This window comes from Bradyrhizobium sp. 154, from assembly GCF_023073875.1.
In the GTDB taxonomy this organism is placed as follows: Bacteria; Pseudomonadota; Alphaproteobacteria; order Rhizobiales; family Xanthobacteraceae; genus Bradyrhizobium.
The window spans coordinates 19,519-42,018 of the sequence record NZ_JADPKG010000048.1 but is presented as its reverse complement, the minus strand read 5'-3'; the positions used below and the strand labels follow the sequence as shown (position 1 = coordinate 42,018).

Below are 22,500 nucleotides of genomic sequence, written 5' to 3'. Positions count from 1 at the left end.
GGAGAGTGGAAGAATGTCGGTGATCGAAACGGTTGAACAGCTGGAGGCCATCTACGGCGTCACCAACGATGCCTCGACCGTGAAAGTCGCCGACCATGTCACGCCACTCTACCGCATCTACATCGAGAAGGCGCCGTTCGCGGCGCTCGCCACGGTCGGGCCGGAGGGCATCGACTGCTCGCCGCGCGGCGATCTCCCTGGCTTTGTCCGCATTCATGACCCGAAGACACTGATGCTGCCCGATCGCCGCGGCAACAATCGGGTCGATTCCCTGCGCAATATCGTGCGCGATCCCCGGGTGTCGCTGATGTTCCTGATTCCCGGCTCCGGCAATGCGGTTCGTGCCAACGGCCGCGCCCATCTCTCGATTGATCCCGAACTGCTGGCCTCGTTCAAGGTCGAAGGCAAGGCGCCGCGCAGCGTCATGGTCATGAGCGTGGACGAGATCTACTTCCAATGCGCCCGCGCCATCGTCCGCGCCGACCTCTGGAATCCCGACAGGCGCGTCGACCCAAAGACCCTGCCGACGCCCGGCCAGATCCTGGCCGAGATGAGCGAGAACAAGGTCGGCGGCGCGGAGTACGACCGCGCCTGGCCCGCGCGAGCCGCAGCGACGATGTGGTGACTTTTCTTACCCTCTCCCCTTGCGGGAGAGGGTGGCTCGCCGCGATAGCGGCGAGACGGGTGAGGGGTATCTCTCCGCGAGCGACCCTCTCACAGCTGATCTCGCGGACAGATACCCCTCATCCGGCGCCATAGCCGAAGCTTCGCTTCGACGTTCTTGAGAACGGCGGCCGAAGGCCGCCTATGCCACCTTCTCCCACAAGGGGAGAAGGGAAGAACGAGTCCGCGGCGGCGGCTCACCTCAATTGAACGCCATGCCGCCGCTCAGCGCGATGGTCTGACCCGTCATGTAGGCATTGTCGACCAGCAGCATCACTGCCTTCGCCACCTCCGCCGCCGTGCCGAAGCGGCCGAGCGGGATGCGGCTGACGAGCTGTTGCTGGCCGCTCATCATGTCGGTCTCGATCAGCGACGGCGCCACCGCGTTGACGGTGATGCCCTCCTTCACCAGCCGCGCGGCATAACCTCGCGTGAGGCCTTCCATGCCGGCCTTGGACGCGTTGTAGTGCGGGCCGATCGAGCCGGCACCGCGCGCAGCCCCGGAGGAGATGTTGACGATGCGGCCCCACTTCCGGGAGCGCATCGACGGCAGCACGGCCTGCGTGCACAGGAACACGGATTTCAGATTGACCAGGATGGTCCGGTCGAAATCGTCTTCGCTGAGATCATCGAGGCCGCGCGTGATCGCGATGCCAGCATTGTTGACGAGGATGTCGATCGGTCCGAGTCCGGCCGTGACGCGCTCGACCATGCCGGTCACGGCCTCGCGCTGCGAGACGTCGGCTGCGACGACGATGGCGCGGCCGCCCTGCTTGCCGATCTCGCCTGCCAGCTGCTCGGCCCGACCGATCTGCTCGCGGCAGTTGATCGCTACGGCGGCACCGGCCTCGGCCAGGGCGCGACAGACGGCCGCGCCAATTCCGCGCGAGCCGCCGGTGACGAGCGCCGTGCGCCCCTTCAGACTGTCTGTCATGAGAAACTCCGATCCGATCACAGCGGGATCGCCGGACGTCGGCCACTGCCATTCAAGTCAAAAGGCCGCTACATGAATTTAGCGCCGCCGCCGCGCCCTGGTGCGCGCCGCCTTCTTGGCGGCGGCGGAGCGGGTCTTGGCGCCCTTGGTGCGGCTCGCTTTCCGCGCAGCGGCCGAACGTGACGCCGCGGTTCGCCGGCTCGCGGCGCTTTTGGCCTGTTTTGACAGCGCGCTGCGCGACGCCGTTGAGCGCGGCTCCTTCTTCAGGACATTTTCCACGGCGCGCGACACGCGCGGCCGGCGCTTCGGGGTGCGCTTGCCCTGGCCGACCTCATAGGCATATTTGGCGCTGCGGCGCGTCGATTTCTTGGTGCGCCCCTTGCGCGGCGGCGGCAGATCGACGCCGGCGCGGCGTGCCTCGGAAAGGCCGATGGCAATGGCTTGCTTTGTCGAGCGTGCGCCGTGCTTGCCTTTACGAATCTTGTCGATCTCGTCCTTGACGAATTCGCCGGCCTGCGTGCTCGCAGATTTGCCGGCGCGCTTGTCCTGCTTCGCTTTGCGAATGATTTCCTGTCTTGGCATGAGTCGAGTTCCCTTCGAGATGACAGGGATGTCTCACCGCAACGCATAACCCGGACGATTGATCCTTTTCAGTTCCTCAGCGCCGCCAGCAGTTCGTCGGGACGCTCGGCCATGATCATGTGCCCTGCGCCCGGCACGATGACGGTCTTCGCATGCGGGATCGCCGCCGCCAGCGCCTTGCCGGCTTTCGCGGGAGTCATCATGTCCCGCTCGCCGAGAATCAGCGTGGTCGGGACCTTCACGCTCGCAGCCGCGGCAAGTGCATTCGCATAGCCGTTGCAGGCCGACAGATCCCCGAACAGCACGCCCGGGTCGCAATGCTTCAACACGGCCTGCGCGCCGCCATGCATCCAAAGGCCCGGCGCGAGGCTGCCCCCGAGCTCGGCCTTGAAGCCGAGACCCCAGATCGAGACCATGTCGACGGCGTCCTGGTCATTGGCTTCGGCGGCTTTGAGCAGATCCGGGCCGACGGTCATGGTCGCGGCGGTGCCGATCAGGCTCAGCGCGGAAACCTTGTCCGGATGCCGCGCCGCCGTCTCCAGCGAGATCAGCGAGCCCATGGAATGGCCGATCAGTTGCGCCTTCGCGGCGCCGGCCGCATCCAGCAGCGCCGCGGTCCAGTCGGCCATCTCGGCGATGGTCGACAGCGACGGCCCGGCCGAGCGACCGTGGCCAGGCAGGTCTGGCGCCAGCACGGAAAAGCCGTGATGGGCGAACCAGCGCGTGTGCAGCGCCCAGGTCGAATGATCGAAGCCGGCGCCGTGAATGAAGGCGACCGCGGGCAGCGACTTGTCGAAGTCGCGGCCGCCGGTTGCGACAAACACGTCGGTGCCGTTGACGGAAAGCTTCATGGCGTCAGACCTTTTGCGAGATGCGCAGCGCTTGGTTGAGATCGTCGATGATGTCGCTTGCCGTCTCGATGCCGACCGAGAGCCGCACCAGCTCCTCGCCGATTCCGGCGGCCTTGAGCTGCTCGGCGTCCATCTGCTGATGCGTGGTCGAGGCGGGGTGGATCACCAAGGTCTTGGCATCGCCGACATTGGCGAGATGGCTGATCATGCGCAGTGATTCGATGAACGTGCGCCCGGCGGGCCGGCCGCCCTTGATGCCGAAGGAGACGATGGAGCCGGCACCGCGCGGCAGCAGCGCCCTTGCGAGCTGAAAGTCCGGGTGGTTCTCCAGCGAGGGATGCAGCACCCAATCGACGGCCTTGTTGGCTTTCAGCGCGTCCAGCACGAGATGCGTGTTCTGCATGTGCCGGTCCATACGCACGCCCAGGGTCTCGACGCCCTGAAGCAGCTGGAACGCGTTGGTCGGCGACAGGCATGCGCCGAAATCGCGCAGGCCCTCGGTGCGCGCGCGCATGATGAAGGCCGCGGTGCCGAACTGCTCGTCGAAGACGATGCCGTGATAGCCGCCATAGGGCTCGGTCAGCGCGCCGAACTTGCCCGAGCCGCGCCAGTCGAAGCGGCCGCCGTCGACGATGGCGCCGCCGATCGCAATGCCGTGTCCGCCGATCCATTTGGTCGCCGAATGCATGACGATGTCTGCGCCGAGCTCGATGGGGCGGCTGAGATAGGGTGTGGCGAAGGTGTTGTCGATCAGCAGCGGAATTTTTGCCTCATGCGCGATCGCCGCGACCTTGGGAATGTCGAGCACTTCCAGCCCGGGATTGCCGATGGTCTCGCCGATCACGAGCTTCGTGTTCGGCCCGATCGCGGCGCGGAACGCGTCGAGATCGCGCGGCTTGACGAAACTGGTGGTGATGCCGAAGCGCGGCAGCGTATGCGCCAGCAGGTTGATGGTGCCGCCATAGAGTGAGCTCGATGCCACGATGTGGTCGCCGGCGTTCAAAAGTGTCGCGATCGCCAGATGCAGCGCGGCCATGCCGCTGGCGGTGCAGATCGCACCGACACCGCCTTCGAGCGCCGCGAGCCGCTCCTCCAGCACACCGGTGGTCGGATTGGAGATGCGCGTATAGATGTGGCCGGCGCGCTCCAGGTTGAACAGCGCGGCGGCGTGATCGGAATCCTGGAACACGTAGGACGTGGTCTGGTAGATCGGCACGGCGCGGGCGCCGGTTACGGGATCCGGATGCTGGCCCGCATGCAGGCTCAGGGTCTCGAAGGCAGGCGGCTTTGGCGCGGGCATGCGTGGCCTCGTTGGTCGATCGGCGGAGGCCGCCCTTGTGCCACAAAAAGAAGCGCTGCGTCAGCCCATTGACAGCGCCTCTAACCCCCGGATCGCTCGATGATCCCGGCCTCGCGCAGCAAGATCTCCGCGTCTGGTAGGCTTCGAATCTCTTCTCGTTGGCCGCGACGATCTTTCGCGCGTCCTGCGCCGGCATCGCGGCGAGGATGGCGATGGGGCAGTTCGCGTTCGGCCAGCTCACGGTCAGCCTCCAGCACATCAAGGCCCAACGCGCTCACGCTCCCTTCTGCCCTGCCAGCCGTTCCCGCACCTCGGCCGCAATCTCGAACGAGCGCAGCCGGGCGGCGTGGTCGTAGATCTGGCCCGTCGTCATCAGCTCGTCCGCGCCGGTCTCGGCCATCAGCGCCTTCAGCTTCTCCTCCACGATTCTGGGCGAGCCGACCGCCGAGCAGGACAGCGCTTGGCCGACGTCGGCCTTCTCCGCCGGCGACCACAACGCGTCCATGTGGTCGACCGGCGGCGGCAGCGGGCCCGGCGTGCCCCGGCGCAGATTGATGAACTGCTGCTGCAGCGATGAGAACATGCGCTGCGCCTCGGCGTCGCTGTCGGCGGCAAACACGTTGACACCGATCATCGCGTAAGGCTTGTCGAGTTGCGCCGAGGGCTCGAAGCGCGCGCGATATTCGCGCAGCGCCGGCATCATCATCTGCGGCGCGAAATGCGAGGCGAACGCGAACGGCAAGCCCAGCATCGCCGCAAGCTGCGCGCCAAAAGTGCTCGATCCCAGGATCCACAGCGGCACCTTCGTGCCCACGCCCGGCACCGCGCGGATCGCCTGGTTCGATTGCACATCGCCGAGCAGCGCCTGCAATTCCAGCACGTCGTGCGGAAAGTTCTCCGCAGCCGTCGCAAGGTCGCGCCGCAGCGCCTTTGCTGTGAACTGGTCGGTGCCCGGCGCCCGCCCGAGGCCGAGATCGATCCGGCCGGGAAAGAGCGATTCCAGCGTGCCGAACTGCTCGGCGATGACCAGCGGCGAATGGTTCGGCAGCATGATCCCGCCGGACCCGACGCGGATGGTTTTCGTTCCCCCCGCGATATGGGCGATCACCACCGACGTCGCCGCGCTTGCGATCCCCGTCATGTTGTGATGCTCGGCCAGCCAGAACCGCTTGTAGCCCCAAGCCTCCGCATGCCGGGCGAGATCGAGCGAATTGCGAAACGCCTGCGCGGCGTCGCCACCTTGGCGGATGGGCGCGAGGTCGAGCACGGAGAAGGGGATCATGTGTGGTACCCGTGAAGGGCGCGTGTGCGCGGGGACCTCACATATAGGGGACCAGGGATAGGAATGCTGCTCGAACCTGTCGCGACTTGGATCTTGACGGAGCAGCGCATCCTTGACGCTGCAGCCCGCGCTGCCCGTTCACAACACTGTTATTGCGACCTATGGCGCCCTTCGTCGCAACTGGGCGTTCTGCGCCTGTTGTTATAGATTGCCGGAGCACTGCTCGGTTGCCAGGAGGAACTGACATGACCACGGTCGTACTCAACCGCCGCAACCTCCTCGCCGCTGGCGGCTCGGTGCTCGCAACCGGGGTTTTGGCGAGCGGAGTTTCCGGGCTGCTGTTGCCCGCCCGTGCCGAAGGCCTCGCGCCGACCGAGTCGATGTCGGGCGGGGCGAACAACTACCGCAAGGGCGCGGCGATCGTGGAGCGGATCGGAAAGGGCGGCTTCTGGATGAGCGGTACCGTGCGCCGCGCCGGCGACGGGGCTCCGCTCGCCGGGCAGCGCATCCAGATCTGGGCGCACACCGTCGAGGGGCAGGAGCACGAGCCGCAGAGTCATGGCGCCACGCTCACCGACAAGGACGGCAAGTTCCGGCTCGAGATGCCGCAGATCATTCCCATCTTCGGCCAGCCGCATGGTCACCTCGCCTATGACAGCGGCGAGTTCAAAACCGTCTTTCTGCGTCCGGTGATGCGGAGCGCAAAGGAAACCAGCCTCGAGGCGCACTTCGTCCTGCAGCCGGCTTGAGCCGCGAATTGCAAATGAAGGGATGGGAATCGGCCCGGGCGACCCTGATCTGGGTGCCCTTGCCTTGGCCATTTGCGTGCCGATCGCCGCCGCAGCAGGAAGCGACCTGCTCGCTTGGCGCGGTCCGGTCTACATCCTCGCCGGCTTCGCAGGGATCGTCGCCCTCGGTCTTGTGCTCGTTCAGCCCCTGCTGATCGGCGGATATTTGCCGGGGCTATCGGCTTATCGCGGACGGCGTGCCCATCACTGGATCGGCGGCGCGCTGGCCTTTGCGGTGGTGATCCATGTCGCCGGGCTCTGGATCACCAGTCCGCCCGACATGATCGACGCCCTTACCTTCTCATCGCCGACGCCGTTCTCTCCCTTTGGCGTGGTCGCCATGTGGGCCATCTTCGCTGTCGCGCTTCTGGCTCTCTTGCGGCGGCGGCTGGGATTGCGGCTGCGAACCTGGCGCATCGTCCATATTCCCCTCGCGATCGTCATCGTCGCAGCCAGCGTAGCCCATTGCCTGCTGATCGAGGGGACGATGGAGACGACCTCCAAGATTGTGCTTTGTGCGCTCGTTCTCGCGGCGGCCATCAAAGTGATGGCTGATCTGGTTTGGAGAAAGCGGACGTTGCGCGGAGAGGGCATTGCGCGGCAGTAGGCGTCGGATGGATAGAGCACTTGCGAAATCCATTGTGCTTCGTCATCGGCAAGCCTCGACGGGCTTCGCTGCCGCCTTGGCTCTTTGCGCTACGGCGGACTAGTCGCCCTACCCACGCCACGAGCTGGACGTGATTAGAAATCACGATTTGTCGTGCGCGTACTTCTCCAGAAGCAGCCGATTATATTCATCTCTCACGGCTCTCCGCGAAATATGCCCTTTTCGGTCTTTGGCGATCTTCAGAAGATCGGGATCAGTCGGTGCCCGTGATTTCCGCCTAAATCTCGCAAAGAGTGGGGTCGTAGGCGCCGACGTCGTTCCAAACAGCCGGTCAAACCATCCCATTGTGTCCTCCCGGACAGACGGCAGATTACGACATTATCACCATGAATTTGGGGGTCAAACGGATTGCGTCCGCGGCTAATGGCCCCGGACTACGCTTGCACTCCATCCGGGTTACGCCACCGGAAAAGCGGACGGTGCGCGGCGTGTTGCGCGGCGGCGAGCGCAGGATGAGTAGAGCACTTGCGAAATCCGCCACGTTTCGCCACTGAACGAGCTTGATGGATTTCGCCACCGCCTTCGCTCTCTGCGCTGCGGCGGACAAGTCGCGCTAGCCATCCTACGCATATTTTGTTGGCCTCTTCTTGCGAACACGTCGGGCATCGTCAGCGCCGATGTCTGCTCTGCTTGCCGCAGATGGCGACGGGGCGTATCCTTGCGCGATGGCTGTCAGCGCTCCCGATCTGAAGGCGTTCCTGCTCGCCACGCCGTTCTTCGGTGGTCTCCCGGAACCGAGTCTCGACCTCCTGATCTCGATGCTGGTCGAGCGCCGCTTTGATGCCGGAGCAACCGTCGTGGCGGAGGGCGAGCAGGGACGCTCGATGTTCATCGTCAAATCCGGTCGGCTGGCGGTGCGCAAACGGGCGAATTCGGGGAACGTCATCCCAATTTCCGCTCTGGAGCCTGGCGATTTCTTTGGTGAAATGACGCTGATTGAAATGCAGAATCGCTCCGCCACGGTGGTGGCGGAAGGGCCGACGGTGCTGTACGAGCTGACCGCCCAAAAGCTCTACGCTTGCTACAAGGCCGATATCCACGCCTACGTGATCGTCCTCCAGAACATCAATCGCGAACTGTGCCGACGGCTGCGCCGTGCCGACGATCGCTTCATGGGACAGCAAATGCGTGACGACAATTGACCGTGCGTAGGATGGGTACAGCGCTTGCGAAACCCATGGGGCGCGTGGGTTGGCTTCGGCGGCATCGTTGCAGTGCTGCTGGCTAGTCTATTCGTTGGTCGCTCGTACAAGTTCAAGGGAAAGCCGCCGTAGCCAAGCTGATATCGGGTCGCTGCAACTTTTACCCGTCGGGCAAAACACCCGCCCCATGCAAAACCTCGTCAATCTCCCGCCGCAAAAATATTCCACTTTACCGAAATTCGGAATTGCGGCATTCTTCCCCTATCCCGGCCCGGGGAGAGGGACGATCGTACGTCGTAACGAAACGTGGGCCGGGGTGCGGTGGACGCGGCAGCGTCGGGCACGCCTAGGCGAGACCAGGGCGAGATGAACCTCGTGAGGTCCTTGACTGCGTGCGGACGGACGGCGCCCTGTCCGGCGAAGCCCTTTGGGCGAAGCCGGATTGCTGCGTACGGCAAAACCGTGTGGTCCTGACCGTCGTTGCTACGGTCAAGCCTTGCGGAGATGTCTTGAGCCCAACCGGGTCGCGAGGCATCGCCAATTCGCGAGGTGACGGAGGCCAGAAGGAACTCGGCTTTGGGGAGAGCAGGCATAAGCCGTCAAACCACTGCGCAGGGAAGGCCGTGTGTTGGGCTTCACCTGTATGCCGCTGTGCAGTTTTTCTGCGTGTGCTTTCGCACAGCGGACCGTGGGTGCCAGCCGGCACTCGGCCTTCCCTGCGCCCTCTTCACCGAAGAGGGGCACGGAATAGAGCAAAACTCGGGCGCATCGAGCCGCGAGAATGCCTTGTCATGTGTGGAACACTGGTGCTGCCGGACAGGATTGAACTGTCGACCTCTCCCTTACCAAGGGAGTGCTCTACCACTGAGCTACGGCAGCAGATGCTGGCACAGAATCGGGCCGCCACCGGGCCCGCCAAGCGGGGCGATGGATGCCACAAGGGCCCCTCATGTGCAAGCTTGCCGGCTCTGCCAAATCGAGAAAATCGGCGCGGTTGTCCGACCGAGGCGGCCTTATTGCCCAGAAATGACCGATTTTGGGGTGATTTTTCTGCCGGCGAGCCCCCGCCATCTGGCCAGTTGGTCCCGCCCTCGAATTCGACCAAATCTCGCTGGCTTCGTTGCGCCGGCCTCTTGTACCTCTTGAGATGTCGTCATTCGGTGGCATCCTGCCGCCGACAACGTGATGGGCCACGATGAGCGACGAGACTGACAAGACGCGGGCCGCTGATCCCCGGCAGGACCGGCTGAAATCGGCGCTGCGCGAAAACCTGAAGCGGCGGAAGGTGCAGGCGCGCGAACGCGCCGCAAGGACCGAGCCGTCGCAGAACGATGATGATTCCCTGGGTAAGGGGACCGCCGGCAAGACCGGCAGTTGAAGGCCGACGGCTAACATTTTGGAGTGCATGGAAGTGGCAATGGGGCAGGACGGACAGCAACGAACCGACCGCGACGCGCTGATCTCGCGGTTTACCCGTCCCGAGCAGACCTTTCCGACGCTGGCATCAGCCGAGATCGCGCGTATCAGGCATTTCGGCGAGGTCCGCAGCTATGCCGACGGCGAGTTCCTGTTCGAGACCGGCAAGCCCGGGCCCGGCATGTTCGTCGTGCTGTCTGGCCACGTTGCCATCACCCAGCGCGACGGGCTCGGCCACGTCACGCCGGTGATCGATCAGGGGCCGGGGCAATTCCTCGCCGAGCTCGGCCAGCTCTCGGGACGGCCGGCGCTGGTCGACGGACGCGCCGAGAGCGAAGTCGAGGTGCTGCTGGTACGCCCGGACCGGCTGCGCGCGCTGCTGGTGGCCGAAGCCGAGCTTGGCGAGCGCATCATGCGCGCGCTGATCCTGCGCCGGGTCAGCCTGATCCAGGGCGGCATTGGCGGCCCCGTGTTGATCGGTCCGTCGAACTCCGCCGGCGTGGTGCGCCTGCAAGGCTTTCTCACCCGCAACGGCCAGCCGCATCATCTGCTCGACCCCAATAGCGAGCATGACGCCGCCGAGATCATCGCGCGCTATTCGCCCGAGCCGGAGGATTGGCCGCTCGTCGTCACCGCCGACGGCACCGTGCTGCGCAACCCCAGCGAAACCGCGCTTGGCCGCGCCATCGGCATGATCGGCGGGGCGAAGGATGACCGCATCTACGACGTCGCGATCGTCGGCTGTGGACCGGCAGGCCTTGCGACGGCGGTCTACGCGGCGTCCGAAGGGCTGTCCGTCGCCGTGCTCGACACCCGCGCCTTCGGCGGCCAGGCCGGCGCCAGCGCGCGCATCGAGAATTATCTGGGCTTTCCAACCGGCATCTCGGGCCAGGCGCTTGCGGGTCGCGCCTTCACCCAGGCGCAGAAATTCGGCGCCGAGATCATGATCCCAATGTCGGTGAAGTCGCTGGACTGCTCGCGCAGCGCCGGTACGTTCGCGCTGGCGCTGGATTGCGGCGACACATTGCGGTCACGCGCGGTGGTGGTCGCGAGCGGCGCACGTTATCGCCGGCCCGAGATCGAGAACCTCGACAAGTTCGAGGGACGCGGCGTCTGGTACTGGGCATCTCCTGTCGAGGCGCGGCTCTGCGCCGGCGAGGAGGTGGCGCTGGTCGGTGCCGGCAATTCGGCCGGCCAGGCCGCCGTGTTCCTGTCAGGGCATGCAAAGAAGGTCTTGATGATCATCCGCGGCGGCGGCCTGGGCGCCAGCATGTCGCGCTATCTGATCGAACGCATCGAAGCGACGCCGAACATCGAATTGATGTTCAACACCGAGATCACCGCGCTCGAAGGCGACGAGGCCTCGCTGCTGCGCCGCATCCGCTGGAAGAGCCGGCTTTCCGATGACGAGGATTCTGCCGAGATCCGCAATCTCTTTCTGTTCGTCGGCGCCGATCCCGCCACCAATTGGCTCGACGGCTGCGGCGTCACGCTCGACCGCGGCGGCTTCATCGTGACCGGCGCGCAGTCCGAGCAGAACCAGGGCCGGCTGGTGGCGCCGCTCGAGACCTCCGTGCCCGGCGTCTATGCCGTCGGCGACGTCCGCTCCGGCTCGGTCAAGCGCGTCGGCGGCGCTATCGGCGAAGGCGCGCAGGTCGTGGCCTCCCTGCACGGCTATCTCGGCGACGCCGCAAAACCGGCGCTTTAGGCAAGCAGAAGACAAGCGGAATATGGGTTGTCATCGTGCGACATCCCGCGGACTATCCCCTCATCCTGAGGAGCCGCGACAGCGGCGTCTCGAAGGATCGAGGCCCAGCTGTCACAGCCGGGCCTTCATGGTTCGAGACGCGTGCTTCGCACGCTCCTCACCATGAGGATCTAAACACAACAAGTTTCACAGGGAGGACTAAATGGCTGAACTCGTCGTCCTCTACAAGACGCCCAAGGATGCTGCGGCCTTCGACAAGCATTATGCCGAGACCCACATTCCGCTTGCCAAGAAACTGCCCGGCTTGAAGAAGTACGCGGTCAGCACCGGCCCGGTCGGCTCTCCCGCTGGTCCTTCCGGAGTCCACCTCGTCGCAATTCTCACTTTCGACAGCGTGGCCGCCATCCAGGCGGCATTCGGCAGCGCAGAAGGCAAGGCGGCAGCGGGCGACGTGCCGAAATTCGCCAGCGGCGGCGCCGACCTGCTGATCTTCGACACCAAGGAAGTGTGAACCACGCGCAAGGGCGGCCCACATATCGCGGGCCGCTCTTGCCGAAGATGATTCAAGTTCGTCGAAAACCTGCTGTCGTTTGTGACAGCGCTGCAAAAAATCCGAGCACGCGTTTGTCACTTCGCACGATGGCGCATGGCTCGGGGGGCATGTGCGGCGCCATCGCATGTGGCAATCCGATGAGGACCGTAATATCAATCGCCTGATCTCAATGCTGGACACGTAGGAGAGACGTCATGGTGCTTGGGTTGAGCCTGTCCGCCTTTACGATGATCCATGTCGTCATCAGCCTGATTGCCATCGTCGCGGGCCTCGTCGTGATGTTCGGCCTGCTCGGCTCGAAGTCGATGCCGGGCCTCACCGCGATCTTCCTGCTGTTCACGATCCTGACCAGCGCGACCGGCTTCCTGTTTCCGTTCGAGAAGCTGCTGCCGTCGCACGTCATCGGCATCATCTCGCTGTTGCTGCTCGCGATCGCCTGCATCGCGCTCTACGGCATGAAGCTCGCAGGTGCCTGGCGCCCGGTCTATATCGTGACCGCGATGGTCTCGCTCTATTTCAACGTCTTCGTGCTGGTCATCCAGTCGTTCCTGAAGGTGCCGGCGCTCGCCGCGCTCGCGCCCGCCGTGCCGCCGGCGCCACCGTCGGGTCCGGTGTTCGCGGTGGTGCAGGGCATCGTGCTGGTGTTCTTCGTGCTGCTCACCATCGGCGCCTGGCGCCGCTTCAGGCCGATGGCGTTTGCCTGATCGTTCAAGGAGCCTAGCAATGCCCACCATCACCACCAAAGACGGCGTCGCGATCTTCTACAAGGATTGGGGCTCGGGCCAGCCGATCGTGTTCAGTCATGGCTGGCCGCTCTCGGCCGACGACTGGGACGCGCAGATGTTGTTCTTCGTCTCGCATGGCTACCGCGTCATCGCGCATGACCGCCGCGGCCACGGCCGCTCGGCGCAGGTCGCCGACGGCCACGACATGGATCATTACGCCGACGACCTTGCCGCGCTGACCGCCCATCTCGACCTCAAGAACGCCTTCCATGTCGGCCACTCCACCGGTGGCGGCGAGGTCGTGCACTACATCGCGCGCCACGGCGAGAGCCGCGTCGCGAAAGCGGCGATCCTGGCCGCAGTGCCGCCGCTGATGGTGCAGACCGCGGCCAATCCCGGCGGCCTGCCGAAGAGCGTGTTCGACGACCTCCAGGCGCAACTCGCGGCCAGCCGCACGCAATTCTATCGCGACCTGCCCGCCGGCCCGTTCTATGGCTACAATCGTCCCGGCGCAAAGCCGTCGGAAGCGGTGATCCAGAACTGGTGGCGCCAGGGCATGATGGGCGGCGCAAAAGCGCATTACGACGGCATCGTCGCGTTCTCGCAGACCGACTTCACCGAGGACCTGAAGAAGATCAACGTGCCGGTGCTGGTCATGCACGGCGACGACGACCAGATCGTGCCTTACGCCGATTCCGCGCCGCTGTCGGCCAAGCTGTTAAAAAAAGGCATCCTCAAGACCTACAAAGGCTTCCCCCACGGCATGCCGACCACGCACGCCGAGACCATCAACGCGGACCTCCTGGCGTTCTTCAGGGAGTGAAGCTTCGCGTGCTCCGCCGGATCTCACCATCGCTCGTCACCTCGAGCCGAGCAGATCGACCGCGCCATGACCCGCGTCGCGCGGCAGAGGTATCCGCGAAGATGCTGAAAACGGAGGATATCAATAGCCTCTAGTCCGCCGCGCAGTTAGTTTGGTGCGGAAAGTTCGGCGCTCGCGCGCGTTGAGTCCCGTCCGCCCTTGAAGGAGAAGCGTCGGCGATGTCTCCCCAGCTCAAACTGATCGCACTTGACGCCGACGATCTCGCTGTCATCTCGACCCATGTCCAGGACGCCCGTGTCCAGGCCTCCGACATCATCTGGCGGCAGAGCGAGAAGCGGCTTGTCGTCGGCATGAGCCGGCTCGACTGGGAGCAGACGCTGGAAGGCGAGACCGAGCCGCGCCGGCTGGTCGCCGCGCTCCGCTTCGACCGCGTGCTTGCCTGCAAGTCGCGCAACATCGACCTCGCCGCACCGGACAAGGTGCTGGACCTCGTCGGCATCGAGTTTCACCCCCAGGGTGGCCGCAACGAGGAGCCCGGCGGCAGTGCCCTGCTTCTGTTCGCCCAGGGCGGCGCCATCCGCCTCGACGTCGAATGCCTGGAATGCGAGCTGACCGACCTCGGGGCGGACGCGCTGGGGGCGGGCCCGGGGATCGAGGGGTGAGAATGGCATGCCAAGCCAACGCATTCCGCTGTCGTCCTGGCGAAAGCCAGGACGGCAGCGGAGGGAAACGACCCGGCCCAAGGGTTGACGCCGCTTCCCCGCCGCGCCATTGAGCAGGGTCGGGTGAGCCAATCCGCCCCAAAAGACCAGCCAGAAGCCCAGCCAAATGCCCGTTCGTCTCGACCGCAGCAGCGCCGATTTTGACCAGCGATTCGCGGCCTTCCTCGCCGCCAAGCGCGAGGTCTCGGCGGACGTCGAGGCCGCCGCGCGCGCAATCGTCGACGACGTCGCTAAGCGGGGCGATGCGGCCCTGCTCGAGGCCACGAAAAAATTCGACCGGCTTTCGCTGGATGCCGCCTCCTTGCGCGTCACCGCCGCCGAGATCGAAGCCGCGACAAAGGCCTGTGATGCCGCGACGCTGGACGCGCTGAAGCTCGCGCGCGACCGCATCGAGATCTATCACCGCCGCCAGCTTCCGACGGACGAACGTTTCACCGACCCGCTCGGCGTCGAGCTCGGCTGGCGCTACACCGCAATCGAATCCGCCGGCCTCTATGTGCCCGGCGGCACCGCGGCCTATCCCTCCTCGGTGCTGATGAACGCCGTGCCCGCGAAGGTCGCCGGCGTTGCGCGCCTCGTCATGGTGGTGCCCTCGCCCGACGGCAAGCTCAACCCGCTGGTGCTGGCGGCAGCCCATCTCGGCGGCGTCACGGAGATCTACCGGGTTGGCGGCGCACAGGCCGTGGCCGCGCTCGCGCACGGCACCGCGACGATCGCGCCGGTTGCCAAGATCGTCGGGCCCGGCAACGCCTATGTCGCCGCCGCAAAGCGGCTGGTGTTCGGCAAGGTCGGCATCGACATGATCGCGGGTCCCTCCGAGGTGCTGGTGATCGCCGATGACACCGGCAATGCCGACTGGATCGCCGCGGATCTGTTGGCACAGGCCGAGCACGATGCCAGCGCGCAATCGATCCTGATCACCGATTCCGCGCGGCTTGCCGCCGAGGTCGAAAAGGCGGTCGCGGCGCAGCTGAAGACGCTGCCGCGGGCTGCGATCGCTGGCGCCTCGTGGGCCGATTTCGGCGCCATCATCATGGTGAAGGATATTGCTGGCGCCATCCCGCTCGCGGACGCGATCGCCGCCGAGCATCTCGAGATCATGACGAGCGATCCCGATGCGCTCGCCGCGAAGATCCGCAATGCAGGTGCGGTGTTCCTCGGTGCGCATACGCCGGAGGCGATCGGCGATTATGTCGGCGGCTCCAACCACGTGCTGCCGACAGCGCGCTCGGCGCGGTTCTCCTCGGGCCTGTCGGTGCACGACTTCATCAAGCGCACCTCGATCCTGAAATGCGGTCCGGATCAGCTGCGTGCGCTAGGTCCGGCCGCGATGACGCTTGGACAGGCGGAAGGGCTGGACGCGCATTCGCGCTCGATTGGATTGCGCCTCAATCAGTCATGACAAGGCCGCCCGAACAGGACGACTCGACCAATCGCATCGTCGGCGTCACGCTGGACGAGGACTCGATCGGCCGTTCCGGGCCGGACATCGAGCATGAACGCGCGATCGCGATCTACGACCTGATCGAGCAGAATTTGTTCGCGCCCGACGGTGCCGAAGGGCAGGGCCCGTTCACGCTGCATATCGGCATCACCGGCAACCGCCTGATGTTCGACATTCGCCGCGAGGACGGCACGCCCGTGGTCGCGCATCTGTTGTCGCTGACGCCGTTCCGACGGATCGTGAAGGACTATTTCATGATTTGCGACAGCTATTATCAGGCGATCCGGACCGCGACGCCGGACAAGATCGAGGCCATCGACATGGGCCGCCGCGGCATCCATGACGAGGGATCGCGCACGCTCCAGGAGCGGCTGAAGGGCAAGGTGCGGGTCGATTTCGAGACCTCGCGCCGGCTGTTCACGCTCATTACTGTCCTGCACTGGAAAGGCTAAGCGCGATGGCGGCGCCGCCACGCGCACGCGATCCGCAATCGGTGCTGTTCGCCTGCGCGATGAACAGCGTGCGCTCGCCGATGGCCGAGAGCCTGTTGCAGCACATGTTTCCGCAGGGCCTCTACGTGAAGTCGGCCGGTGCCAGGAAGGGCGACCTCGATCCATTTGCGGTGTCGGTGATGGCCGAACTCGGCCAGGACATCTCCGCCCACAAGCCGCAGACCTTCGAGGAGCTGGAGGATTGGGAGGGCCTGAACTTCGACCTCATCATCACATTGTCGCCGGAGGCCCACCACAAGGCGCTTGAGCTGACCCGCACGCTCGCTGCCGAGGTCGAATACTGGCCGACGCAGGATCCCACCACCATCGAAGGCAGCCGTGACCAGAAGCTCGCCGCCTATCGCGAGGTTTGCGATCAGCTCTTGATGCGCATCCGCAGGCGGTTCGCGAAGGTGGGTGCGGCGAGCGGATAGCATGCGGCGTGCGTAACACCCGCGTCACAGAGCGCAGGCACACGCGTGTTGGCAACCTCGAATCACCAAACCTCCGGTTCCCGGGTTGTGAAACCGGCCCCCTTCCGATAGGTTCCGCGCGCAATTCACCCCGCTTCATCCCCCAAATCACCTGATGCTCGGCCGCCCCAAATTCGTACTTGCCTCCGGTTCGCCGCGGCGCCTGGCGCTGCTCAATCAGGCCGGCATCGAGCCGGACGCGCTCCGGCCGGCCGACGTCGACGAGACGCCGAAGCGGGGCGAGCTGCCGCGCGCCTGCGCCAACCGCCTCGCGAGGGCCAAGGCCGATGCGGCGCTCAAATCGGTGCAGCTGGATGATGAGCTGCGCGGCGCCTTCATCCTCTCTGCCGACACCGTGGTGGCGGTCGGCCGCCGCATCCTGCCCAAGGCCAATCTGGTCGACGAAGCCGCGCAGTGCCTGCGGCTGCTCTCGGGCCGCAACCACCGTGTCTACACCGCGATCTGCGTCGTCACGCCGCGCGAGGCCTTTCGCCAGCGCCTGATCGAGACCCGCGTCCGCTTCAAGCGCCTGTCGGAAGACGACATCCAGGCCTATATCGGCTCGGGCGAATGGCGCGGCAAAGCCGGCGGCTATGCGGTGCAGGGCATCGCCGGCTCGTTCGTGGTCAAGATGGTCGGCTCGTACACCAACGTAGTCGGCCTGCCGCTGTACGAGACGACGACCCTGCTCGGCGGCGAGGGCTTTCCGATCCGCTTCGGCTGGCTCAACGCCACCGCGCTGTGAGCACGACAGCGCCCTCGAGAAAAATCGCGAAACAACCCCATGCGCAGTAGAATGGCCCCACCGGCCCGCCGCGCGAACGCCTGCGCCGCCGCGCGAGGAACCCGTTTTCCTGACAGGCTGTTGAACTCCTTCACCTCGTGTAAGCGCCGACACCATGAACGATCACCTCAAAACGCCCGCCAAACCCCTCAAGACCTGCCCGATCTGCGGCAAGCCGCAGTCGCAGGCCACCCGCCCGTTCTGCTCCTCGCGCTGCCGCGACGTCGACCTGAACCGCTGGTTGAAGGGCTCCTACGTCATCCCCGGCCGCGACGACGAGGTGGATGACGTAGAATAGAAAGCAATATCAATGATTTGTTAAGTTCAGGAAGCGCCAGGCGCCAGCCGCAGCGACACTGCCCCACCTTGTACACAGCCGGGCCGCGCCCGGCGCAGCCTTCACGCGAAGCCGGGTGGACAGGCCGCTCTCGGCCCACTATAAACCGCCCGCTCGATGGGCTTTGGCCCCTCTCTTGGAGCACGCCCAGGTAGCTCAGTTGGTAGAGCATGCGACTGAAAATCGCAGTGTCGGTGGTTCGATTCCGCCCCTGGGCACCAACTACGCTTTCCCGCGCTGAAGCAAGAAGCTGACTAAGCCAAGATCGGCACGCGTTACGCGCTCGCGGGGCGTTCCTGGCTGGGCATATGCGACGGTCTACCTGCATCTCCAGGCGAACGCCGGAGCGGCGCAGAATTTCGTCACCAGCAATGGCGCGCGCGGCTCGGTTGTGACCGGACTCAACGCGCATGGGACGCCCTTGCTCTTGGCATCACCTACACCTCTCCCTTTTCGGTCCTGGGCGGCCAGGCCGCCTTCTCGCTCATCACGGCGCCGGGTAACGTCGGCATCGGCATCGACGCCCGAACCGTCTAGCAAGCCAGCGTTGCGCAAATGAGCGCCACCTCCGCCGGGCCACTTCAATGCGGCACTGAGCCAGCATCGCTGCAGATGGCCTGAAAGGTGGCAGTTCGACGTCTCAAGAGCCGGCTGCTCTGCCGCATCCGTTCGCTGTACGCGCCCGGCTGCAGCTGATATGCTCTTGGCCATAGGACGGTAAATGGCAGCTAGCCACAGACTTTCCCGCGATGCCGGCCTTCTGATCGGATTCGATCCCGCTCGCACTTTCTCGCAAGGCTTCGACATAACGCTGAAAAAATTCGTCTACGGCTGCCGCGTCCCTCGCTCACATTGGGAGATGTGCCATGGCTGCATCGGACTGGCGTCTCGAAGGCGAATGGATGAAGAATTGCACCTGCGCGTTTGGCTGCCCCTGCGATTTCAATGCGCCGCCGACCAAGGGCTATTGCAAGGGAATGTTCGGCATGCGGATCGCCAAAGGACATTTCGAAGGAACCAGGCTCGACGGTCTGTGCTTCGCGATCACGGTCGATTTCCCCGGCCCGCTGCATGAAGGCAACGGGACAATCCAGCCCATCATCGACGAACGCGCCGCGCCGGAACAGCGCCAGGCGTTGTTCAATATCTTTTCAGGCAAACATTCGGCCGAGGGTACGCTTTTTCAGATTGTCAGCCTCATCGTCACCAAGATCCACGATCCGATTTTCGCCCCCTTCGAATTTTCCTTCGACAAGGACGGCCGCGTCGCAAAACTCGTCGCCACGGGCGTGCTCGAGACCGACGTCGAGCCGATCAGGAATCCGGTGACGGGTGATCCGCACCGCATCCAGGTGGTGATGCCCGAGGGATTCGAGCACAGGGCTGCCGAGATCGCGTCCGCCAACATCCGCTCGACCGGTGCGATCCCGTTCGAGACCCAGGGCACGCACAGCTCGCTCGCCAATGTCGTGCAAACGCCCGAGGGCATTGCGGCATGATGCGGCGCTGACATCGAGACGAGGCCTCGGTGTCGGCTCCTCATCGCGATCCTGGAAAAGTCCATGCGGGGGCGCTTGATGCTGGAACGCCTACTTCAGCGCGACCGGCTGATCGTCGCAATCGGGACCGCCACAGTGGCGGCGCTCGCCTGGGCCTATCTCGCGGGGGGCGCCGGCATGGACACCGAGATGATGACCGCCATGCCGGACATGGCGCCAATGCCGTGGACGCCACTCTACGCTGCGCTGCTGTTCGTGATGTGGTGGGTGATGATGATCGCGATGATGGCGCCGAGCGCGGCGCCCACCGTTCTCTTGTATGCGACCGTCAAGCGCAAGCAGGAGACTGCATCCCGGGCCGCAATCGATGCCTGGATCTTTCTCGCCGGTTATCTCGTGACATGGGCGGGGTTCAGTGTCGTTGCGGTCCTGGCGCAATCGGTGTTGGAACGCTTGGGATTGCTGTCGATGGCGATGACCAGCACCAGCGCAATCTTCGGCGGCAGCATTCTGCTTGCCGCAGGCCTCTACCAGTTCACGCCGCTCAAACATGCGTGCCTGCGCTACTGCGAGAGCCCGCTGCTGTTTCTCAGCCGGCATTGGCGGCCCGGCACGCGCGGAGCTTTGCGGATGGGACTTCGCCACGGCAGCTATTGCGTCGGCTGCTGCTGGTTTCTGATGGCATTGCTGTTCGTCGGCGGCGCGATGAATCTAGCCTGGGTCGTCGGCATTGCGCTCTATGTCGCCGCTGAGAAACTGCTGCCGCTCGGCCGGCGATTGAGTTATGCGGCGGGCGCGGTCCTCATCCTGTCCGGCACGATCGTTCTGGCACGCGCGATGTGAGAGGCCGGGACAGATGACCAAAGGTATCGCTTCCAGCCGACCTCCGTGGTCACACGGATGTCGTCAGCTGAAGAATTGAGCTTTGCCCCAACCAAAGCTTAAGGCTGAGGAGGCTCAGCTCCACTTCGCTCACTTGGCAAGGTCCTTCCAACAACCGTCTGCGCGTGGCGCCTATGTCCATTCGCAATTGTGAGACTTGAGCACGAGCCGCGTTCCCGCCTCCGTGCTATTGCTGCTCCTCGCAATCCCGCGAGGCCCCCGTGCTCCCTCTTGCCGCCGACATCTTCACCGAGCCCGAGGACGTTTCGCCCGACGGCCTTGCCAATCTCGGTCCGCTCCGCCGTCTCGCCGGCAGCTGGCAGGCGGACAAGGGCATCGACGTCAATCCGAAGGCGGAGGGGCCGGAGCAGCGCGCCTTGGCTGGCGGATCGGCGGCCTGAGACCGGAGTATCACATGAAGCCTTATGTCATCTGCCTGATGCACGCCAGCCTGGATGGCCGCACGCATCCCAGCCGCTGGCGTCCGAAGGGTGCGGGCACGGACTGGTTCGAGAAAATCCATGACGAGCTCGGCGGCGACGCCTGGGTGATCGGCCGCGTTACTGGCTCGGAATTCGCCAAGGGCAAGCCGTATCCGACCGCGACGAGCGAGAAATTTCCGCGCGAGAACTGGTTCGCACGACGCGATGCGAAAAGCTTTGGGGTCGTGCTCGATGCGCAGGGCAAGATCGGCTGGGGCCGCGCCGACATCGGCGGGGATCCAATTGTCGTCGTGCTAGCCGAAAGCGTGCCGGATTCGCATCTCGCAGGGCTGCGCGGCGAGGGGGTGTCCTACGTCTTCGCCGGCAAGTCCGAGATCGATCTGGCGCTGACGCTGGACATCCTCAGCCGTGAGCTCGGCGTGAAGCGTCTGCTGGTCGAGGGCGGCGGTGTCGCCAATGGCGCGTTCCTGCGCGCGGGTCTCATCGACGAATTCAATCTGATCCTCAGCCCAGCAGTGGATGGCGCGAGCGGTGCGCCCTTCGTGTTCGACTCGACGGCTGCGGACAGCGACAAGCGCGCGCCCATCATGGCGATGACGCTGGAGAGCACGCGGGAGCTCGGCGGCGGTGTCCTGCTGCTGCGCTATCTGATCCAGAACGAGCCGCAGGCCGTGGCCAAGTAAGCGCCGGCATGTCGGAATCATCGGAGCACATCGTCATCGTCGGCGCCGGCGCCGCCGGCCTGATGGCAGCGCGGGAGCTGGCGCGTGCGGGCAGACGCGTGACCATCCTGGAGGCGCGCGAGCGCTGCGGCGGGCGCATCAATCCGCTGCCGGCATTGCAATTCGGCTATCCCGCCGACGGCGGAGCCGAGTTCGTCCATGGCGAGGCGCCGGTCACGCGGGCTTTGCTGCGCGAAGCCGGGCTGTCCCTTCAGGAGATCGAAGGCACGCAATGGAGCTTTGACGGCGCAAGCCTCTCGCGTGAGGACCGCCACGATCCGCATGAGGCGGAGCTGCAAGCCGCGCTGCGGGACTTGAAGGACGATCTGACTGTGGCCGATTTCCTGCGCCGCCATTTTGCCGGGGAGGACTATACGCGGCTGCGCCATTCGATCGAGCGGATGGTCGAGGGCTATGACGCGGCAGACCCCGAGCGTGCTTCGACACTGGCGTTGCGCGAGGAGTGGATGGATGGCGGTCACTCGCCGCAGGCGCGCATCAATGGTGGCTATGGCGCGCTGATCGATTTTCTGGCGGCCGAGTGCCGCGCCTGCGGCGTTGCGATCCGGCTCGGTTGCGCCGTGTTGGCGATCGTGGAAGAGGGCGGCGCCGTAGCGGTTCGCTGCGCCGGCGGTGATGGGCTTGCCTGCGACCGGGCGATCCTCACCGTGCCGCTGCCGCTGCTGCGCGAGATCGCGCTGCCGGCGAGCGTGAGCGCGAGGCTTGCTGCCGCCGACGACATCGCCTTCGGCAACGTCATCAAGATCCTGCTCCGCTTCGCGCGGCCATGGTGGCGCGACCGACAAGACGACCTCGCCGACATGACCTTCCTGCTGTCCGACGAAGCGATTCCGGTGTGGTGGACGCGATATCCTGACCAGCATCCCCTGCTCACCGGCTGGTTCGGCGGTCCACGGACGGCGGCGCTGTCGCATCTCGATTCGAAAGGACTGATCGAGGCCGGGCTCGATTCGCTCGCCGCCATCTTCAAGCGGTCACGCGAGGACATCGCGCGCGATCTCGTGGCGGCGGCCGCGAGCAATTGGGCGCACGATCCCTTTGCCCGCGGCGCCTATTCCTGGGCCACGCCACGGACGCGCGAGGCGCAAGCGATACTCGCCCGCGCCGACGGCTTGGTGCTGTTGTCCGGCGAAGCGCTCTATCGCGGCCGCGATATGGGCACGGTCGAAGCGGCACTGACGAGCGGCCTGGAGACGGCAGGGGTGATCTTGCGGAGCTAAGAAAGAAGGCCCGCATCTCTGCGGGCCA

23 protein-coding genes, 2 tRNA genes and 3 pseudogenes are annotated in these 22,500 nt (G+C 65.1%); 21 read left to right on the top strand and 7 right to left on the bottom strand.

The window, feature by feature from the left end; translation table 11 throughout:
- Positions 1–13: 13 nt before the first annotated feature.
- Positions 14–625: a pyridoxamine 5'-phosphate oxidase family protein gene (locus IVA92_RS11850; protein ID WP_247281477.1), complete on the top strand. Its 612-nt coding sequence runs from the start codon at positions 14–16 to the stop codon at positions 623–625.
- 240 nt (positions 626–865) lie between these two features.
- On the opposite strand, the gene IVA92_RS11845 is transcribed toward IVA92_RS11850, so the two are convergent.
- The 6 genes and pseudogenes from IVA92_RS11845 to IVA92_RS11825 all read right to left on the bottom strand — a co-directional run bounded on the left by IVA92_RS11845 (position 866) and on the right by IVA92_RS11825 (position 5,612).
- Complete coding sequence (locus tag IVA92_RS11845; protein ID WP_247281476.1) at positions 866–1,597, bottom strand: 3-oxoacyl-ACP reductase family protein; 732 nt, start codon at positions 1,595–1,597, stop codon at positions 866–868.
- Between the two features lie 78 nt (positions 1,598–1,675).
- Positions 1,676–2,179, bottom strand: coding sequence for a DUF6496 domain-containing protein (locus IVA92_RS11840; RefSeq protein ID WP_247281475.1), 504 nt, complete (start codon positions 2,177–2,179; stop codon positions 1,676–1,678).
- Positions 2,180–2,247: 68 nt separating this feature from the next.
- The gene (locus tag IVA92_RS11835) at positions 2,248–3,030 is read right to left on the bottom strand and encodes an alpha/beta hydrolase (protein WP_247281474.1); all 783 of its coding nucleotides are present in this window, start codon (positions 3,028–3,030) and stop codon (positions 2,248–2,250) included.
- A gap of 4 nt (positions 3,031–3,034) precedes the next feature.
- Positions 3,035–4,330 (bottom strand): O-acetylhomoserine aminocarboxypropyltransferase, encoded by a 1,296-nt coding sequence (locus IVA92_RS11830; protein WP_247281473.1) that lies wholly within the window; start codon positions 4,328–4,330, stop codon positions 3,035–3,037.
- 130 nt (positions 4,331–4,460) lie between these two features.
- A pseudogene (locus IVA92_RS35985) lies at positions 4,461–4,544 on the bottom strand (IclR family transcriptional regulator); the annotation flags it as partial.
- Between the two features lie 60 nt (positions 4,545–4,604).
- Positions 4,605–5,612: an LLM class flavin-dependent oxidoreductase gene (locus IVA92_RS11825; protein ID WP_247281472.1), complete on the bottom strand. Its 1,008-nt coding sequence runs from the start codon at positions 5,610–5,612 to the stop codon at positions 4,605–4,607.
- 245 nt (positions 5,613–5,857) lie between these two features.
- Here IVA92_RS11825 and IVA92_RS11820 point away from each other — a divergent pair, with 245 nt between their 5' ends.
- The 3 genes and pseudogenes from IVA92_RS11820 to IVA92_RS11810 all read left to right on the top strand — a co-directional run bounded on the left by IVA92_RS11820 (position 5,858) and on the right by IVA92_RS11810 (position 8,209).
- Positions 5,858–6,361 (top strand): Twin-arginine translocation pathway signal, encoded by a 504-nt coding sequence (locus IVA92_RS11820; protein ID WP_247281471.1) that lies wholly within the window; start codon positions 5,858–5,860, stop codon positions 6,359–6,361.
- A 14-nt stretch (positions 6,362–6,375) separates the two neighbouring features.
- Positions 6,376–7,007: pseudogene (locus IVA92_RS11815) on the top strand (ferric reductase-like transmembrane domain-containing protein).
- 725 nt (positions 7,008–7,732) lie between these two features.
- A complete protein-coding gene (locus tag IVA92_RS11810; RefSeq protein WP_247281528.1) occupies positions 7,733–8,209 on the top strand; it encodes a cyclic nucleotide-binding domain-containing protein in 477 nt (158 codons plus the stop codon).
- Between the two features lie 804 nt (positions 8,210–9,013).
- On the opposite strand, the gene IVA92_RS11805 is transcribed toward IVA92_RS11810, so the two are convergent.
- Positions 9,014–9,088: transfer RNA gene (locus IVA92_RS11805), tRNA-Thr, on the bottom strand.
- Positions 9,089–9,404: 316 nt separating this feature from the next.
- Between IVA92_RS11805 and IVA92_RS11800 the strand changes: the two genes are divergently transcribed.
- The 17 genes and pseudogenes from IVA92_RS11800 (at position 9,405) to IVA92_RS11720 (ending at position 22,472) form a co-directional block, all read left to right on the top strand.
- Positions 9,405–9,587 (top strand): hypothetical protein, encoded by a 183-nt coding sequence (locus tag IVA92_RS11800; protein WP_247281470.1) that lies wholly within the window; start codon positions 9,405–9,407, stop codon positions 9,585–9,587.
- A 39-nt stretch (positions 9,588–9,626) separates the two neighbouring features.
- Positions 9,627–11,333, top strand: coding sequence for a cyclic nucleotide-binding domain-containing thioredoxin-disulfide reductase (locus tag IVA92_RS11795; protein ID WP_247281527.1), 1,707 nt, complete (start codon positions 9,627–9,629; stop codon positions 11,331–11,333).
- A gap of 202 nt (positions 11,334–11,535) precedes the next feature.
- Positions 11,536–11,844 carry an EthD family reductase gene (locus tag IVA92_RS11790; protein ID WP_247281469.1) on the top strand — a complete coding sequence of 103 codons (309 nt, stop codon included), beginning with the start codon at positions 11,536–11,538 and terminating at the stop codon, positions 11,842–11,844.
- Between the two features lie 236 nt (positions 11,845–12,080).
- Positions 12,081–12,590, top strand: a complete 510-nt coding sequence (locus IVA92_RS11785) for a hypothetical protein (RefSeq protein WP_247281468.1) — start codon at positions 12,081–12,083, stop codon at positions 12,588–12,590.
- 19 nt (positions 12,591–12,609) lie between these two features.
- The gene (locus tag IVA92_RS11780; protein ID WP_247281467.1) at positions 12,610–13,434 is read left to right on the top strand and encodes an alpha/beta hydrolase; all 825 of its coding nucleotides are present in this window, start codon (positions 12,610–12,612) and stop codon (positions 13,432–13,434) included.
- A gap of 218 nt (positions 13,435–13,652) precedes the next feature.
- Positions 13,653–14,096 (top strand): DUF2948 family protein, encoded by a 444-nt coding sequence (locus tag IVA92_RS11775; protein ID WP_247281466.1) that lies wholly within the window; start codon positions 13,653–13,655, stop codon positions 14,094–14,096.
- 166 nt (positions 14,097–14,262) lie between these two features.
- Complete coding sequence (hisD, locus tag IVA92_RS11770; protein ID WP_247281465.1) at positions 14,263–15,558, top strand: histidinol dehydrogenase; 1,296 nt, start codon at positions 14,263–14,265, stop codon at positions 15,556–15,558.
- Entirely contained in the window at positions 15,555–16,052 is a 498-nt protein-coding gene (locus tag IVA92_RS11765; protein ID WP_247281464.1) for a UPF0262 family protein, read from the top strand. The genes hisD and IVA92_RS11765 overlap by 4 nt, the downstream gene beginning before the upstream one ends.
- A 5-nt stretch (positions 16,053–16,057) precedes the next feature.
- Positions 16,058–16,525 (top strand): low molecular weight phosphatase family protein, encoded by a 468-nt coding sequence (locus IVA92_RS11760; protein WP_247281463.1) that lies wholly within the window; start codon positions 16,058–16,060, stop codon positions 16,523–16,525.
- Between the two features lie 154 nt (positions 16,526–16,679).
- The gene (locus IVA92_RS11755) at positions 16,680–17,309 is read left to right on the top strand and encodes a Maf-like protein (RefSeq protein WP_247281462.1); all 630 of its coding nucleotides are present in this window, start codon (positions 16,680–16,682) and stop codon (positions 17,307–17,309) included.
- Positions 17,310–17,463: 154 nt separating this feature from the next.
- Positions 17,464–17,646, top strand: coding sequence for a DNA gyrase inhibitor YacG (gene yacG, locus IVA92_RS11750; RefSeq protein ID WP_247281461.1), 183 nt, complete (start codon positions 17,464–17,466; stop codon positions 17,644–17,646).
- A gap of 184 nt (positions 17,647–17,830) precedes the next feature.
- Positions 17,831–17,906, top strand: a tRNA-Phe gene (locus IVA92_RS11745).
- A 645-nt stretch (positions 17,907–18,551) separates the two neighbouring features.
- Positions 18,552–19,184 (top strand): DUF1326 domain-containing protein, encoded by a 633-nt coding sequence (locus IVA92_RS11740; RefSeq protein ID WP_247281460.1) that lies wholly within the window; start codon positions 18,552–18,554, stop codon positions 19,182–19,184.
- Positions 19,185–19,247: 63 nt separating this feature from the next.
- Positions 19,248–20,027: a DUF2182 domain-containing protein gene (locus IVA92_RS11735; RefSeq protein ID WP_247281459.1), complete on the top strand. Its 780-nt coding sequence runs from the start codon at positions 19,248–19,250 to the stop codon at positions 20,025–20,027.
- 260 nt (positions 20,028–20,287) lie between these two features.
- A pseudogene (locus tag IVA92_RS11730) lies at positions 20,288–20,440 on the top strand (FABP family protein); the annotation flags it as partial.
- Positions 20,441–20,481: 41 nt separating this feature from the next.
- On the top strand, positions 20,482–21,192 hold the full coding sequence (locus IVA92_RS11725; RefSeq protein ID WP_247281458.1) for a dihydrofolate reductase family protein: 711 nt from the start codon (positions 20,482–20,484) through the stop codon (positions 21,190–21,192).
- A gap of 8 nt (positions 21,193–21,200) precedes the next feature.
- The gene (locus IVA92_RS11720) at positions 21,201–22,472 is read left to right on the top strand and encodes an NAD(P)/FAD-dependent oxidoreductase (RefSeq protein ID WP_247281457.1); all 1,272 of its coding nucleotides are present in this window, start codon (positions 21,201–21,203) and stop codon (positions 22,470–22,472) included.
- Positions 22,473–22,500 lie beyond the last annotated feature (28 nt).